The 15826-nt window shown below is 70.9% G+C and carries 11 protein-coding genes; 2 read left to right on the top strand and 9 right to left on the bottom strand.

From position 1 onward, the window contains the following. Positions 1-24: 24 nt before the first annotated feature. The 3 genes from WME85_RS33390 to WME85_RS33380 all read right to left on the bottom strand — a co-directional run bounded on the left by WME85_RS33390 (position 25) and on the right by WME85_RS33380 (position 4158). Positions 25-1467, bottom strand: a complete 1443-nt coding sequence (locus tag WME85_RS33390) for an STAS domain-containing protein (RefSeq protein WP_437827151.1) — start codon at positions 1465-1467, stop codon at positions 25-27. 412 nt (positions 1468-1879) lie between these two features. Further along, the gene (locus tag WME85_RS33385; RefSeq protein WP_437827150.1) at positions 1880-2935 is read right to left on the bottom strand and encodes an MBL fold metallo-hydrolase; all 1056 of its coding nucleotides are present in this window, start codon (positions 2933-2935) and stop codon (positions 1880-1882) included. Positions 2936-3390: 455 nt separating this feature from the next. After that, positions 3391-4158 carry a hypothetical protein gene (locus WME85_RS33380; RefSeq protein WP_437827149.1) on the bottom strand — a complete coding sequence of 256 codons (768 nt, stop codon included), beginning with the start codon at positions 4156-4158 and terminating at the stop codon, positions 3391-3393. Positions 4159-4355: 197 nt separating this feature from the next. Here WME85_RS33380 and WME85_RS33375 point away from each other — a divergent pair, with 197 nt between their 5' ends. Next, complete coding sequence (locus WME85_RS33375) at positions 4356-5318, top strand: LysR family transcriptional regulator (protein ID WP_437827148.1); 963 nt, start codon at positions 4356-4358, stop codon at positions 5316-5318. 125 nt (positions 5319-5443) lie between these two features. Here WME85_RS33375 and WME85_RS33370 read toward each other — a convergent pair whose 3' ends face one another. Continuing rightward, the gene (locus tag WME85_RS33370) at positions 5444-6028 is read right to left on the bottom strand and encodes an SRPBCC family protein (protein ID WP_437827147.1); all 585 of its coding nucleotides are present in this window, start codon (positions 6026-6028) and stop codon (positions 5444-5446) included. Positions 6029-6651: 623 nt separating this feature from the next. On the opposite strand from WME85_RS33370, the gene WME85_RS33365 reads away from it, so the two are divergent. Beyond that, complete coding sequence (locus WME85_RS33365; protein ID WP_437827146.1) at positions 6652-8910, top strand: substrate-binding domain-containing protein; 2259 nt, start codon at positions 6652-6654, stop codon at positions 8908-8910. Positions 8911-9003: 93 nt separating this feature from the next. Here the strand turns inward: WME85_RS33365 and WME85_RS33360 are convergent, their stop codons facing one another. The 5 genes from WME85_RS33360 to WME85_RS33340 all read right to left on the bottom strand — a co-directional run bounded on the left by WME85_RS33360 (position 9004) and on the right by WME85_RS33340 (position 15646). Continuing rightward, positions 9004-9399: a hypothetical protein gene (locus tag WME85_RS33360; RefSeq protein WP_437827145.1), complete on the bottom strand. Its 396-nt coding sequence runs from the start codon at positions 9397-9399 to the stop codon at positions 9004-9006. A gap of 157 nt (positions 9400-9556) precedes the next feature. Then, positions 9557-10825, bottom strand: coding sequence for a PAS domain-containing protein (locus WME85_RS33355; protein ID WP_437827144.1), 1269 nt, complete (start codon positions 10823-10825; stop codon positions 9557-9559). 891 nt (positions 10826-11716) lie between these two features. Continuing rightward, positions 11717-12367: a glutathione S-transferase family protein gene (locus tag WME85_RS33350; protein ID WP_437827143.1), complete on the bottom strand. Its 651-nt coding sequence runs from the start codon at positions 12365-12367 to the stop codon at positions 11717-11719. A 276-nt stretch (positions 12368-12643) separates the two neighbouring features. After that, on the bottom strand, positions 12644-13906 hold the full coding sequence (locus tag WME85_RS33345) for a PEGA domain-containing protein (RefSeq protein ID WP_437827142.1): 1263 nt from the start codon (positions 13904-13906) through the stop codon (positions 12644-12646). A 72-nt stretch (positions 13907-13978) separates the two neighbouring features. Further along, positions 13979-15646 (bottom strand): protein kinase domain-containing protein, encoded by a 1668-nt coding sequence (locus WME85_RS33340; RefSeq protein WP_437827141.1) that lies wholly within the window; start codon positions 15644-15646, stop codon positions 13979-13981. Positions 15647-15826: the final 180 nt, after the last annotated feature.

The following is a 15826-nucleotide window of genomic DNA, read 5'->3' as shown; positions in this document are numbered from 1 at the left end:
GCGCGACGGGCGCAGCGCGGCGCGTCAGCCGCGCCGCGTCCTGCTCATGCACCAGCGCAACGCCTCCTTCAGGCTGCGCAGCGTGCACACCTGCGAGAGATCGAAGCCCAGACCGACCATGGTCTGGGCGACCGGCGGGCGGATGCCCGTGACCACGCCCCGGCAGCCGAGCAGCGTCAATCCGTTGATGATCTTGATCAGGTGCTGAGCCGTCGTCGTGTCGACCGAGTCGATGCCGGTGAGGTCGAGGATGGCGAAGGACGCTTGCCTCTCCACGACGGTCGCGAGCAGCGACTCCATCACCATCGCCGCGCGATCCGCGTCGACCGAGCCGATCAAGGGGACGATGAGCACGTCCTGCCAGACCTCGATGATCGGGCTCGAGAGGCGCGCGATCGACTCCTGCTGATCCTGGGTCAACCGCAGCTGCTCCCGCAGCTGCTGCTCGACGTGGCGCTGCTGCGAGACGTCCTCGCTGATGGCGCCGACGCCGGTGATCACGCCGAGGACGTCCTTCTGGGGAACGAACCTCGTCCGCCAGATCCTGTCGTGCCGGATCTGCTCGATGTTCGCGATCTCCCCGGAGAGGGCTTGCTGGAAGGCCGCGCGCACCTCCTCCGTGTCGCCGCAGACGGCGAGCACGTGCTTGCCTATCTCGTTTCGCTCGGTCGCGGCGAGCTGCGCGAGCGCCCCGCCCTGCGCCACCACGCAGGCGCCGGCCTTGTCGAACGCCCGGATGACGATCGGCATGCTGTCGATGCACGTGCGGAGCAGCTCCGCCTGCGCGGCGAGGGTGACATCGTCGGCCAGGTTGATGCCGAACGTCTGGACGCCCTCGATCTCACCGTCGTCGCCCCGGCGGGGCGCGTAGTGCACGATCCAGTGGACGCCCTCGTTCACGGTGTCCATGCGGATCGACTCGCCGGCGAGGACGCGCTTGCAGAGGTCGAGGACCTGCGAGTCCGCGCCGTAGAGGTCGAGCATCTTCATCCCGACGAGCTGACCTGGCTTGATCCCCAGGTGGGCGAGCCCGTTGCCGTCGGAGACGTGGAGGGTGCCCTCCCGGTCGCACCACCAGATGACCGCATCCATGGTCCGGAACACGTCGACGAGGATGCGCGCCTGGGTCTCCCACGCCTCGCGATCGGGCTTCACGGCGGCCCAGATCCCCGTGTCGTCGGCCCGCCACAGCGTCCATTGCAGCGGGACGATGTTGCCGCGGGCGTCCGCGAGGCGCGCCGCCGCGGAGACGCTGCCTGCGGCCGCACGCGCGGCCTCGATTCGCGCCGACAGCTCGCCCCTATCGCCCTCGTGCACGCGCTCGAGGAGCTGCCCGGCCGGACCCACGCGCTGCTCCCAGGCGGGGTTGCAGGCGAGCACCTCCCCCGCGCCGGAGAGCAGCGCGAGCGGCGTGGGCGTGCCGTTCAGCAACGTCAACCATGAGATCGAGGCGAGTTTGTCGTCCATTGCTTCCCTGCAGCAAGGCCAGAGATCGAGAGCCTCGGCGCGTCCTACTCAAGCGTCACGTGATGGGTGAACGAGCGATCTCGGAGGGCGCCATATACCAGGTGCGAAGAGGTAGGATGTCGCCCTGATTCCTGGTGCGGAGACGATCGAGCCTGGCGACAAGGCGAGCCGTGTACCGTTGAGTACCATTTGATCCCGCGGGGGTGCCAGCCTCATCCGCAGGAGCTCCGGGATGGATCGAGGTCCGGCCCAGCCTCGGCCGGGCGGCCAGGGCCCGCTGCCCCGCGGGCTGTCCGATGTTCGACTACCCCTCGCGACCGAGGGCGGTCAGCGAGCCAGGGCGACCCCGCACCGGAACCTGGGTGCGATCTCCGCCGCCGCGACCCGGTGGGTCTGCAGACGTCTCGCTTCGTCAGTGCGGCATGAAGACGTTTTGCTGGTGGGTCAGCTCCTTGAAGACGACCTCGACGAAGGCGTCGGCCGAGACGAACCCCTTGCCGAGCTCATCGTACTTCGCGAGCACCTTGGCCTCCTGGATCTGCTTCAGCGTCCGCTTCTTCTTCACCTCGGCCTCGATGAGCCTCACGCAGTCCTTGAGCGTGGCCGAGAGCTTCTTCATGTCCTCGACCCCCGAGACCTTGCCGTGCCCGGGGATCACCTTCACGTCAGCCGGCAGCTCCTTCACCATCCTGTCGATCGCGGCGATGAGCCCCTTCACGCTGCCGCCGCTCACGAGATCGACGAACGGGAAGCCATAGGTGACGAAATCGTCGCCCATGTGAACGACGTTGGACTTCGTGAAATAAACGACGGTGTCTCCGTCGGTGTGCCCGCTCGGGATGTGGATCGCGCGGATCTCCTCGCCGTTCACGTGAATGGAGACCTTGTCCTGGAACGTCACGACCGGGAGGGCCTCCTTCGGCGCCGGCGGGATCGCGTCGATCGTCTTGTCGCCGACCGTGGCCTTCGGGCCGCCGCTCACGAGGCGCTTTCGTACGTTCTCGTGCGCGACGATCGGGGCACCGGCGCCGAAGATCGCGTTGCCGCCGGTGTGATCGAAGTGCCAGTGCGTGTTGAGGACGAACCGCACCGGGCGATCGGTGATGCCCTTGAGTGCTGCCTTGATCTTGGGCGCGAGGGGGGCGAACTGATCGTCGACGATGACGATGCCGTCGTCGCCCACGGAGACGGCGATGTTCCCGCCGGAGCCCTCGAGCATGTAGATCGCGCCGGCGACCTTCTCCGCCTTGATCTCGACCTTGGCGAACTGGTCGTCAGCGGCCGGCGGCGGGGCCTCGGAGGCGCTCGCCGCAGGAGGAGCGCTCGTTGCGGGCGGCGCGGGGGCGGCGCTCGCCGAGACCGTGGGGCTCGGCGGCACCGGGGCCGGCGGCGGCGCAGGCGGGGGAGGGGCGCCGCAGCCCGTGAGAAATCCAAGAATCCCGAGGAGTGCAATGTTTGTCTTGCGCATACTTGTTCTGTCTGGACGAATTCTTCCAGCCAGGCCTGGACGTCAAGGGGGCGTGAGCGTCGGCTGCGTCGGTCGTCAGACCCGGGAGCCATGCGCAACACGGCGGGGATCCAGATCTGTGATCGCAATTACATGTGAGCGCCTCAACCTGGGTCGGTGCTGCACCGTGATCGCAATTACATGTGAGCGCCTCAACCTGGGTCGGTGCTGCACCCTGGGACCTCAACCTGGGTCGGTGCTGCACCCTGGGACCTCAACCTGGGTCGGTGCTGCACCCTGGGACCTCAACCTGGGTCGGTGCTGGCTGGGCACCTTGGGCACCTCAACCTGGGTCGGTGCTGCACCCTGGGACCTCAACCTGGGTCGGCGCTGGGGGGCGGAGGGAACCTCCGGATGCCGCTGGGCACCTCAACGTGGGTCGGCGCTGTTCCGGCCCCTGGCGGGGCTGGCCGCCATCAGAAGCAGACCCCGAACTCGGTGTAGCCGATCTCGGTGCAGAATCCGCCGCTGGCGCACGGCGATCCGAGGCTGCTCGCCGGGCAGAGCTCGATGCAGACAAGGCCCGTTCCGTCGAGATCGCCGCACAGCGCATTGGCGACGCACCAGCGGGCAGGGTCGTCACACGCGCCTCCGACCGGGATGTCGCCTTCCGCCAGGCAGAGCGGCTCTCCCTCCGCCACCTCTCCAGGAACACACCACTCGCCGCCGCTGCAGCCCGCGCCGAACGGCGTGCACACACCTCCGACCTCGGTCACCTCGATCGAGATGTCGAGCTGACCATCCCCGATGGTGATGATCGTGCCGTCTGTCTGGAACTGGTACACAAGCGCCGTGGTGGCCCCCTCGTAGATGGTGAATAGCGCGGGGTTGCCGGAGACGAGCGTCGCCTGCACGGGCACGAACGTGCCGCCGTCGTCGCGCTCCAGGACCCAGCCGGACTCCAGGAAGCTCGTGTAATCGCCGACGGGCAACGCCGCCGTGAGCGCCGTCTCACCCGGGTCGCCCGAGCTGCTGAGATAGGTGACGATCGGCCCCTGCAGGGTGAAGAGCGCGTTGCTCAACCGGTACACGCGACCGTTGGTCTGCGTCACCAGGGACATGCTCGCGCGGCCGGTGATCTCCGCCTCTTCCGTGCCGTCCGGACCGCTGGTACATGCCGGAAGGAGCGGCGCTGCCGCAAGGAATGCCGCGAACCCGAGCTTGACAAGTGCTGAACGCCTCAATTTGGACCTCCTGGGATGGAAAGCACCGCCGAGCATAACGGATGTCAACCACGCCGGGGCACGCGAAGCAGGAATCGGGTCGTCTGGATGACGCCATCCCGACGACAAGGTGATCGCTCGCCCACGCCTGACGGGGAGCCGGCGAGGAGCGCGACCATGGTAAGCTTCGTCGAAGCACCTGTGAGCGGTCCCCACGGATGAGGAACGAACGCGAGTCCATCGCCGGCATGGCGGCCTTTCTCGCCTCGGTCGAGGAGGGATCGTTCTCCGCGGCGGCGGAGAAGCTCGGGCTCACCCCGTCCGGGGTGAGCAAGCTTGTCTCCCGGCTGGAAGAGCGCCTCCGGGTGCGGCTCCTCCAGCGCACGACGCGCCGGATGCAGCTCACGCAGGTCGGCAAGGCGTATCACGAGCGCGCCCGGCGCATCTTCGAGGAGCTCGACGCGCTCGAGCGCGAGGTCGAGAGCCACGACGACGCGCCGCGCGGGACGCTCCGCGTGACCGCGCCCACGGTGCTGGGCCATGTCCGCGTGCTCCCGCTCGTCCTGTCGTTCCAGGACATGTTCCCGGAGGTGAAGGTCGAGCTCCTGCTCAACGACAGGGTGGTTGATCTCGTCGAGGAGAGCATCGATGTCGCCATCCGCATGACGGCGAGCCCGCCGCTCTCCTTCGTGGCGCGCAAGCTCGGCGACGACGCGCGCGTGCTCTGCGCCAGCCCCGCCTACCTGTCGCGCCGCGGGCGCCCGAGCCGCCCCCGCGACCTCGCGGACCACGATTGCATCGTCTTTCTCGCCGGAGGCGCGGTCGACGACACGTGGAGGCTCAAGCCCGACGCCCGCTCGGGCGCGGTGGAGGGCGTGCGCGTGAGCGGCCGGTTCCAGGCGAACAACACGCTCTCGCTCCGCGAGGCAGCCCTGAGCGGGCTCGGGATCGTCAATCTCCCGAGCTACCTCGTCGGCGATGATCTCCGGTCCGGCCGGCTCATCGCCGTGCTGGAGGGCTTCGTTCCGGTCGAGCGCGCCATCTACGCGGTGTACCCGCAGGCGCCCTTCGTCCCTGCGAAGGTGCGTGAGCTCGTCAGGCACCTCGTCGAGGGGTTCGCGCCGAGCGCGCGCGACACGGCGGCCGCCGCTCGACCGGCCCCGCGGCAGAAGCCGCGGTGATCTCACCCTCGTGACGGCGGCTCAGAGGGGCATCGAGGCCGAGCTCCCGCGAGCGTCGCGCTCGATGCTACCGCGCTCTCGGCGGCGGCCAGGTCGCTGGGGTCCAGAACCTGGTCGGGCGCTCGCTAGGAGGAGAAGCGGGCGATCAGGTTGGCGAACTCTTGCTGGACGACCTCGCTCAGCGGGCCGAACGAGACGCCTTCCGACATGCGGAAATCGCGCACCCAGACGAGCTCCGTGCGATTGCCGTTACGGCGGAGCGTCAAGGTAGACTCGAGCTCCTCGATCCCGAGGGACGGCTCGATGAGCCGATACTGGAACCGGTGCTCTTGCTGGTCGCGCTCCACGACGAGCAACCGGATCAACCCACCGTCGAGGATGAAATTGAGCTCGTCACCGACGGACTTGCCGTTGCCCACGACCCAGTGCAGGTCGGTGGCATTCGGCAGCGCGATCTCGAAGAAGGTCTCGAGAGAGCCCAGCTTGGCCCAGACCTTACCGACCGGAGCGTCGAGCAGGACCTGTTGCTCGGAGCGATAGCGGTCCGGTCCAGTGTTGGTGATGACGGATTGCGTGGGGAAATCGCACGCGAGCGCGCTGGGCTGCTCAGCCGTCTCCTCCCCAGTCGCCTCCAGCGCGCAGCCCGCGACCAGCAAGCTCCCGCCCACGATACCAACCGTGCAGGCGGCGTTCTTCAGTCGTGAAATCACTGCTATACTCCCTTCGATCTAGCTCGGCTGCGCCATCGTGCCGTCAAGGGTCACGCGTGCGCCTGTACCGGGCACGGTCCTTGGACACCTCGCAAGGCGCTCCATGGCAGTGCGCGTACATCCGGTAAGCTTTCCAGATAATCAAGAAATCGCGTGCGAACGATAACATCAGAAAAGCATCGTGCAACACCTGAACGCCTGACGGGGGTATTCTGCTGAAACGAAGGAGACATCCCGCGTCGGCAGACGAGCGTTGCCACCGGCCAGCGTGACCTGGGTGGGGTCGCGCAACCTGGGTGGGGTCGCGCAACCTGGGTGGGGTCGCGCAACCTGGGTGGGGTCGCGCAACCTGGGTCGGGTCGCGCAGGGTCGGGTCGCGCAACCTGGGTCGGGTCGCCCGGGTCGGGTCGCCCAACCTGGGTCGGGTCGCGGGTCGCGGCGGCCAACCTGGGTCGGGTCGCCAACCTGGGGCGGTCGCAGTGTTCGCGGTATGACGAATCGCCGCAGATTCAGCGCCTGAGCGCCGCACGGCTCGCCCATGATGCCGGCGCAGCGTGTACCCTGTAGCCGGTCCGCAGAGGCTCGTGGGAGGGCGGCCTGGTTGTGGACAGGAGCCGTTGAGCATGGGTCAGGGTGGCCAAGGCGACAGAGTTCCGGTGCCGGATCAGTGGGACGAGCTGCCCGGCACCGCGGGGCACGCCAGCCGAAAGGCCGGCCTCTCTGCCCCCGATGCGCGCCCGGCCGAGGACCCGTCGCCCCGCGGTACGGCGGCCCACCCAGCGGCCCGTCCCCGCACCGTCGGGATCATCGCCCCCTTTCTCGCCGGCCAGTTCTGGGGGCCCGTCGTGAACGGCATCCATGAGTCGGCGCAGCGGCGCGGATACCGCACGCTGGTGCTGCGCGGCACGCCGCACGAGGTGCAGGCCCCCTCGCTCGCCAGGGAGCAGGTGGACGGGTGGATCGTCATCATCGAGCTGCACGGCCTCGAGCAGCTCGCGCGCGCCGGGGTCCCGTTCATCACGGTCGGCACCCGCCCCGCTGAGATCGACTGCCCGGCCGTGATCCCGGACAACCGCGGCGGCATCCGGAGAGCGGTGCTCCACCTGACCGGGCACGGACACCGGCGCATCGCGTTCGTCGGCAACTTCGCCGCGTACGACGTTCGCGAGCGCCGCGACTCCTACATAGACACGCTCGCCGAGGCGGGGCTCCCCTTCGATCCCGATCTGGTCATCCCGTGCGACAACAACTTTTACAGCGGCGGACGCGCCGCCGTGCCAGCGCTCCTCGCGCGGCGGCCTGCGTGCACCGCGGCGGTCTTCGGGACGGACAAGAACGCGCTCGGGGCGATGTCCGCGCTGAAGGCGGCGGGCGTCCGCATCCCCGAGGATCTCGCGGTCGTCGGCTTCGACGATGTCGTGGAGGCGCAGAGCGCCGATCCGCCGTTGACCACCCTGCGCCAGCGGTTCGAGATGATGGGTCACGCGGCGTGCGATCTCATCGCGTCGATGATCGCCGGCGAGGCCTTCCCTCGCGAGGGCGTGCACACCGCCAACGTGCTCATCCAGCGGAGCTCGTGTGGATGCAACGTGATCCAGAGCTTCCTCGACGGCGAGGACACCCCCGCTCAGGGGGGCGCCGACGGCCTCCTGGCCCGTCAGATGGTCGAGCTGCTCCTCCTGCCCCGGTCGCTGCCGCCGGACACCCCGCCGGCCGCGGTGTGGCCAGACGTCACGCGGGTGATCGACGCGTATACGGCCGTGCTCCGGGGCACCGCGCCGCCCCCCGCCGCCGAGCTCGAGCGCGTCTATCGGCAGGCCCTCGACGTCACGCCTGATCTGGGGACCTTGATGGCGATGGTCCGCCTGCTGTGCCAGTCCCACGAGCGGCGCGGCGCGCCCGTGGACGCCGCGGCGAGGCGGCGTGTCGACGACTTCCTGGCGCTGTCGTACCTCGCGGTCGCGCGGCTCCGGCTCGAAGCCGAGACGCATCACGTCCACCAGCTCGGCGCGCTCGCGAGGATCAATCACGACGTGAGCTTCGCGCTGCTCGGCGGCACGCAGCAGGAGTCCCGATCGCTGGCGTGGCTCGAGACGACCCCCGTTGTCTGGAGCTCCCTCGCGTTATGGGACGATCCGGAGACGCGCGCGAGCCTCGTCTTCGCGGGCGCTTACAGCCGCGATGGCAGCCCGACGCCCCCGATCGGCGGCCGCTGTCCGCTCGAGGCGTTTCCGCCGGCGGAGATGCTGCCGCCCTCGGCCGCGGACGGCACGTTCATGGTGTTGCTCCTGCCGATTCGCTCTGCCCAGCGCGACTGGGGGATCCTGGTGCTCGTCGGCCCGACCATCGTCGCGATGACCGGGGATGAGGGCACGGTCGCGCTCTGGGGCACGCTCCTCGGCGCGGCCCTCGAGCGCGACGCGCTGCTGGAGTCGCTGTCGGCGCAGCACGCCGACCTGCAGAAGGCCTATGCGATCGAGCGCGCGCTCTCGGAGACGGTGCGTGAGCTGGGCTGTCCTATCCTCCCGCTCCTGCCCGGCGTGCTGCTCGTGCCGCTGACAGGCACGTTCGACGGAGGGCGCGCCCAGCAGGTGCTCGAGAAGGTGGCCGAGGGGGTGAGCCGGTACGAGGCGCGCTGCGTGCTGATCGACATCACGGGTGTCCCGTTCGTGGACGCGCAGGTCGCCCACCTGCTGGGCATGACCAGCCGCGCGGCTGCCCTGCTCGGCGCGCGGGTCCACCTGGTCGGCGTGCGGCCCGAGCTCGCGAAGAGCCTCGTCGACGTCGATCTCGGCGATCTGACCACGTTCGCCTCGCTGTCGACGGCGCTCCAGAAGCTCGCGCCGGCCGGGGGGCGCGCGCTCCAGGCGAGGCCGCGCTAGACGCCGCCGCGGGCGAGCGCCGGCCCGGCTGCCCGCGAGCTGCCTTGCTCGCTGCGAGGTCCGTGCAGCCAGCCGCGTCCCCGGCCGCGGCGCTCAGCCTTGAGAGAGGAGCCAGGCGCGGGCGGCGTCGATGTCGTCGAAATGCGCCTGGACGAGATCCTGGTCTTCGAACCTGAACACGGACCGCATCAGCGACATGCGCGCTACTGCCGAGCGCGGCAGCACGTAGGCTATCTGGCGCACCCCCAGCGCCGCCGTGCGCGGAAGCCAGCTCTCGTTCGCCCACCGCTGGTCGTCCTGCGTGGTGGGCCCGGCGCGGCGGCAATCCCCGAGGCACCGGGTCGCCTTCCTCTTGCGGATGAGATCGAGCGCCGTATCGAGCGCCGAACGCAGCTCCTTGCTGTCAGCGAACGCCTTCCACTCGACCAGCACGGCCTGAACATCGGCGTCCCAGGAGATGGTGACCCAGCGCTCCTCGAAGTGGATCAAGCGTTCCTCCTACCTCGACCATTCTAACCGGACGCTCCGCGGATGTCGCGAGCGCCGTGCACGGGCGCTCACGAGCGTGTTCGAGACGGCGAACCTCCCCTCGAGCGCTCCGTCGCGCGGCCGGTTGACCGCCGAGCGCGCCCCCTGTCCGAGAGGCTCAGTACCGGCGCTTCGATCGGGCGCGCCGGCCGAGCGCGTGGGCCACGCCGGCCTCCAGCGTCCCGAGCGTGGTGATCCCGCTCAGGTCGGTCCCGATCTCCACGAGGGCGCGCGCGATCTCGGGCGAGATGCCGGTGAGGATGACCTCCGTGCCCAGCAGGCGGGCCGCTCCGGCGGTCCTGAGCAGGGAGCTCGCGACCTGCTCATCCATGCTCCGCACGCCGGTCGTATCCAGGATGGCCACCGCGGCCTGGTGCGCCGTGATGCCCCGGAGGAGGGTCTCCAGGATCTGCTCGGATCGGACGCTGTCGATGGTGCCCACGAGCGGCATCACGACCAGCCTGGCGGCGAGCGGGATGAGGGGCGTGGAGAGCTCGCGGATCGCCCGTTGCTGCGCCGCGATGAGGTCTTCCTGCAGGCCCTGCCGCTCCTGCTCGACGCGCCGCTGCTCGGTCAGGTCGCGGATGATGGCGCCCTCGGCGTCGATCTGCCCGTCCTCGTCACGGATGGGGAACGTCGAGATCTCGCCCGGGAAGGTGCTCCCGTCCTGGCGGCGGCAGGTGGCGAGGGCGCGGATCGCGCCGGGGGACGCGCCCTCCTGGCGGTGCGCGCCGAGGCGCGCCAGGCTCTCGTCGTCGATCAGCTCCAGCAGCGGAGTCCCGACGCCCTCCTGACCGTACCCGAACATGCGGCGGAACGCCGGATTCGCGTACGTGATCTGGCCGCGCTCGGCGACAACGATGCTGTCCGGCGCGTTCTCGGCCAGGGCGAGGAAGGTGCGCAGCCTGCTGTTGAGCGACTGCACCTCCTGCTGCGAGCGCAGCTGCGCAGTCACGTTCAGGCCATGGAAGACGATCCCGAAGATATCGCCGCTCTCCCTGCGGAGGGCGGAGTAGTGGAACGTGAGGAAGGTTTGCTCCGTGGCGCCCGGGAACGTGAAAGGGACGTTCGCGGCGACGAGGGGCTCGCCCGTCGCGAAGACACGATCGAGCGCCGCGGCGATGCGCGGCCCCAGGGGCGGCGGGATGACGTCGACGAGGCGCCTGTCGAGCGGCTCATAAGAAGGCTCGAGGGCGCGCCACGCGCCGTTCACGATCTTGAACACGTGCTCCGGGCCGGTCATCACCCCGACGGCGGCGGGCATCCCCATGATGGCGGCGCGCAGCTCGTCCCGCTCCAGGCGCGCCTCGTCCCGCGCCCGTGTCAGCGCCGCGATCTGCTCCCGCAGATCTGCGAGCTCTGCCGTGAGATCCTCGACGGAGGTCATGCGCCAGCTCTATCACAACGCCGCAGGGCGCGAGCGCGCAAGCCGCGTTTGTGGGGGACCACGGCGACCGGCTGTCGGTGGGATACGCGTCGCCACCGCGGTGGTGAGGTCGGAGACCGCGCCGCTGCCGGCGGGCTTGCCGCGCACGCCCTGACACGTGATCACCTCGGCCCGGACGTGGCAGCTTGCCTGGTTCCTCCTGCGCTCGCTCCTCGTCTCCGGCAGGCGCCGGACGGCGAGGTGGCCGCCTCGGTGGTCGGCGCGAGCCGGCGCAAGCTCGCGGGGAGAGGCGCCGTCGACGGGCGCAGGGCGCGGGCAGCGGCGCGCTCAGCCCTTCTAGCGGAGGCGCTGCCCGGAGGCGGAGGCCTCAGCGATCGTGTCGACCAGGCGATGGAGCTTCAAGGCGTCACGGAACGTCGGCGCGAGCGAGGTGCCTTGCGCGAGATCCTTCGCGAAGGCCGCATAGACGTGCGCTATCTGGTGCGCGTCGTCGGACAGGCTCGATCTCGGGGTCCAGAGCAGGTGCTCGGGCGTCGGGAGCGGCTGGAGCGGCTGTCCGTCCCCGCGCGCGCCCGAGATGCTGATTGCAATGCCTCGAGTGCGGATTTCTCTGGAGGGGCGCCTCTCTGCTCCTGAGGAGGCGCTGCGCGGGGCCGCGCGGGCGGGCGCGCGATGCGATCGCTCGCGGGCGCGCGGCGCGACCGCGAGCGGCCCCTCGTCACCGTCGGCGATGTGCCGTCGGAGGGCGGCGCGGGCGCGTGTTGTCGGCGGCAGGCGGCCGCCAGTCAGGGCCTCACGGCCGTGCGGCGGCGGTGAGCGCGCGGGGGCGTCGGGCGACGGCGGCGCTGGGTCTCGCTGGCGCGGAGCGGCGCGGCGCTCCGCCGAGCGGGCTCACGGCGCGTCGAAGCGGTACGAGGTCGCCCGCGCCGACGCGCGCTGGCCGAACTCGTCGCAGAAGGCCGTCAGGGCGCGATAGCCGCTCGTGTCCAGCATCTTCCGGAACTCGAGGTGCGTGACGAGGCAGAACGTGCAGACCTCCATGTAGCTGAGGTCGCGGTCCTGGGGCAGCGCTGCGCGGGCCGCCTCGATGTTGTCGTCGAGCCAGGTGAGCATGTTGAGCAGGCTCGTTTGCAGCTTCGTGAGCTGCGCGTCGTCCTTGGGCGTCCCCGCGAGCTGGCTCATGATGAGCGTGACCTCGGTGGCCATGGCTTGCGTGGCGAGCTCCTGCGCGTTCGCCGCCCGCGCGTCGGTGAGGTGCTCGGGCCAGACCACGTGCGGTTTCGCCGGCGCCCGGCGGGCGAGCTCGCGGCAGATGTTGAGCGCGCCGAACCACGTTGTCGCCCCGGTTCGCAGGATGGGCATGCGGAGCGCGGGGTTACCCGCGTAGTCCGTCGCGTTCACGGAGCGCAGGTCGGGGACGACCTCGAAGGCGTAGTCGACCCCGAGCTCCGACGCGAAGATGCGGGTGACGCGCGTGAAGTGGGAGCTCGAGCGACCGACGAGCGTGGGGGTGTGGCCAGGATCGGGTGTGGGCTCGGTCACCAGATCCAACTATCACAAGCCCGACGCACGAGCGGGGAAGTTTGAAGGCCGTCCGGGAGGGGACGCGGCGACCCGACCCAGGTTGGGGACGCGGCGGCGGCCCGACCCAGGTTGGGGACGCCGGCGACCGACCCAGGTTGGGGACGCGGCGACCCGACCCAGGTTGGGGACACGGCGACCCGACCCAGGTTGGGGACACGGCGACCCAGGTTGGGGACACGGCGACCCGACCCAGGTTGGGGACGCGGCGACCCGACCCAGGTTGGGGACGCTCTCTCAGAAGCTACCAACCACCTGGACGCCGAGGCCGTCGTGGCCGAGGCGAGAGGGCAGAGCGCCGAGGATGCGCGGCTCGGAGCGCGCGACGTCCTCGCGCACGAGCGTCGTCTTCGGGAACAGGATCCCGCTCGCGAGCAGCGCGAGGCCCGCCGCCTGCAGGACGCCGTCGACCACGAACACGCCCTCCGCTCCGCTTGCGCCCTCCTTCGTCGCGTAGATCAGCGGACCGGCGACGGGGACGACGAGCAGCTCCTCGCCGGCAATGGAGCCCGTGACCGACACGGGCGTATAGGTGATGCTGAAGATGGTCGCCCCCGCGGTGATCAGCCCGCGACGCATGTTCGTCTCGAGGCGATAACCCGGTCGGATCGGGGTGCCCTCCTCGTAGTCGAGCACGATCGGGTCCGCCGCGGTGAGCACGGGCCGCGCCTTCACCGCCGTGAGCGACGCGTCGACGACCTTGCCTGCCCTCACGGAGATCGTCGTCGGCGGCGTCCCGAAGCCGTCGGCCCCGGACAGCACGATCACGTGCGTGCCCGGCTCGACCTTGCCCTCCCAGGGCGTCCTGCCCACGCGCACGCCGTCCAGCGCGATCTCGAGCCGCTTGCCCGTCTTCTCGGAGATGCGCGCGCGCCCGTGCGTCTCGATGGCCTTGAGGCTCGCGGCGACGCGCGCCGTCTGTCGGCCGAGGACCTCGACGCGCGCCTCGAACGGCTCGAACCCGTCCTTCTGGATCCGCACCGCGTGCGCGCCCGCCGCGACGCGCAGCGGGGCCGAGAGCGGCAGCTCGGCGCGGCGCTGGCCGTCGACGGTGACCACCGCGCCCGGCGCGCCGCCCTCGATCGCGATCGCGCCGACGACCTCGCGCAGCTGCTCCACCTCGGCGAGCGCCGCCTCCTTCGCGTCGGCCGGGAGCACGTTCCCGAAGTCGGAGAGGAGCGACTCGAACATCTCGAGCGCCTCGGTGGTGCGCCCGAGCTTCTGCAAGCAGCGCGCGGCGATGGAGGTGGCCCCCCACGTCGGGTAGAGCCGCCGCGACTCGAGGAACTCGGCCGCGGCGGCTTCCCATGCCTCGGCCCTGTACATGCGGAGGCCGCGCTCGAAGCGGACCTCGGCCTCGGCCTTCGCGTCGGTGGTGGGCGCGCTGGCCGCGGGCTGCGTGCGCCCGGCGTCCTGCGCGAAGAGCGGCGCCGCCCGGGCGGCGAGGAGGAGTGCGGCGATCGAAGCGACGCGTCGGGGAGAGCAGATCCGGTTTCGCATGGTCGAGGACGCGACGCCCGCAGCTTACAGGAACCCTGTCCCTTTCCCGCAACCTTGCGCGTGCGCCCCCGGCTACTCGAACGTGCTCGGGACGAGCGGATCCGCAGGCGGCCTCGGCGCCTCCGGGGGCGCCTTCTCCGCGGCCGGTCGGCGTGGCGGCTGCGGTCTGGCGCTCGGCGCGCCGCTCGGTCCAGCCGCCGCGGTGCTCCGGCCGGCTGCAGCGCTGCTCGGTCCAGCCGCGGGGCCGCTCGGTCCAGCCGCCGCGCCGTCGACCGCCATCGTCGGCGGGAACGCGCCGTTCTCGGTCACGACGACGTTGCCCACCCGCTCGACCCCCGCGCTGACGAGGCGCACGCGGTGGTTGCTGCCGAGCACGCCGGCGATTTCGACGAGCCCTTCGCGCACCTCGACGGGCGCCCCGTCCACCTCGACGGCGGCGTCCCTCGGCGCCACGGCCAGGACGACGCGCCGGAGGGCGCCGCCCGGGGCGACGGACGCGGGACCGGCCGCCTCGGCCGGCGCCGCCTCCGCCTCGCTGGCCGCCGGCGCGACGTCGCCCCCCGGTGCCGCCGCGCGCGGCGCCGCGAGGTACACGGCCGCGCCGACGACGCCGAAGGCGAGCAGGACCGCCGGCGCTCGGGACCACGCCGCGGCGCGGCCCGACGAGGCGCCGCTCGCCGTCCGGCTCGCGAGCGGACCGCCGGACGACGCGCTCACGAGGCTGGCGCGCCCGCTGTCCCGCGGCGGGTCGCTCTGGCTGGCCTCGCCGGCCCTCGCGAGGCTGCTCCGGTGCGGCGCGGGGGCGACGTCGAGCCTCGGCGCGCTCACGGCGCGCTCGCTGTCCGTGACGGTCACGAGCAGCTCCTGCCGCAGCGCGTGGCCATCCGAGAGCAGGGGGAGCATCGCGTCGAGCATCTCCGTCACGCTCTGGAAGCGGTCGCTCATGTTCAGCTGGAGCGCGCGGTGCACCACGGCGGCGACCTCGCGCGGCACCCACGGGGCGACGTCCTGGATGGGCGGGGCGGGCTCGGTGCAGATCATCACGAACAGGCGCGCGATCGAGGCGATGTGGTGGTGAGGCGCGTTCCCCGACAGCGCGGCGTACAGGACGACGCCGAGCGACCAGATGTCGGTGCGGTAATCGACGGTCCGGATGTCCTCGATCTGCTCCGGCGCCATGAAGAGCGGCGAGCCGAGCATCTTCCCGGTCGTGGTCAGCCCCGTCGTCACGCCGCCCTCCGACGGCTTGATCTTCGCGATGCCGAAGTCGAGGAGCTTGACCACGACCTCCCCGCCGCCGGAGCGCGCGAGGAACAGGTTCGCCGGCTTGATGTCCCGGTGGATCACCCGCGCCTCGTGCGCCTTCTGCAGGCCGAGGCACGCCTGGACGATGATGCGCAGCGCGACCTCGGGCCGGAGCGGCCCGAGGCGGTGCAGCAGCTCCCCGAGGTCCTCGCCGTCGAGGTACTCCATCACGAGGTAAGGCGTGCCGGTCGCGGGGTCCGTCCCGGCGTCGCGCACGCGGACGATGTGCGGGGTCTCGATGCCGGCCGCGGCGCGCGCCTCGCGCTGGAAGCGGCCGAGGGCGGTGGCGCTCTCCCGGCGCTTCTGCCCGCTGATGAGCTTCACGGCGACCTGCTCGCCGGTGTCGAGCTGCCGTGCCTCGTAGACGCAGCCCATCCCGCCCTCGCCGATCAGGCGGGTAAGTCGGTATTTCTGGTCGACGATCTGACCGTCCAAGCCGGCTCAGGGTAGGGCGAACGGCGCCTGGCTGCAAACCGACGCGTGCGCCGAGCAGAGACCAAACGCCCGCGGCCAGCCTGGCGCCGGGAGCCGCAGAGCCTGGGCGCGAACCGGGACTTCATCGTCTCCATGTACGCCTCTTGCGAGGTCTGGCGCCGCGCGTGGACCGGCGGCGCG

The organism is Sorangium sp. So ce1153 (genome assembly GCF_051521595.1).
Taxonomy (GTDB): domain Bacteria; phylum Myxococcota_A; class Polyangia; order Polyangiales; family Polyangiaceae; genus Sorangium.
The sequence above is the reverse complement of the archived record's forward strand: the minus strand, read 5'-3'. Positions and strand labels throughout refer to the sequence as shown.

Bases quoted from the DNA above. Each gene is read 5' to 3' on its own strand.
- WME85_RS33385 (WP_437827150.1), bottom strand. From the start codon at position 2,935: ATGCGCAAGACAAACATTGCACTCCTCGGGATTCTTGGATTTCTCACG.
- WME85_RS33390 (WP_437827151.1), bottom strand. From the start codon at position 1,467: ATGGACGACAAACTCGCCTCGATCTCATGGTTGACGTTGCTGAACGGC.
- WME85_RS33365 (WP_437827146.1), top strand. From the start codon at position 6,652: ATGGGTCAGGGTGGCCAAGGCGACAGAGTTCCGGTGCCGGATCAGTGG.
- WME85_RS33345 (WP_437827142.1), bottom strand. From the start codon at position 13,906: ATGCGAAACCGGATCTGCTCTCCCCGACGCGTCGCTTCGATCGCCGCA.
- WME85_RS33355 (WP_437827144.1), bottom strand. From the start codon at position 10,825: ATGACCTCCGTCGAGGATCTCACGGCAGAGCTCGCAGATCTGCGGGAG.
- WME85_RS33375 (WP_437827148.1), top strand. From the start codon at position 4,356: ATGAGGAACGAACGCGAGTCCATCGCCGGCATGGCGGCCTTTCTCGCC.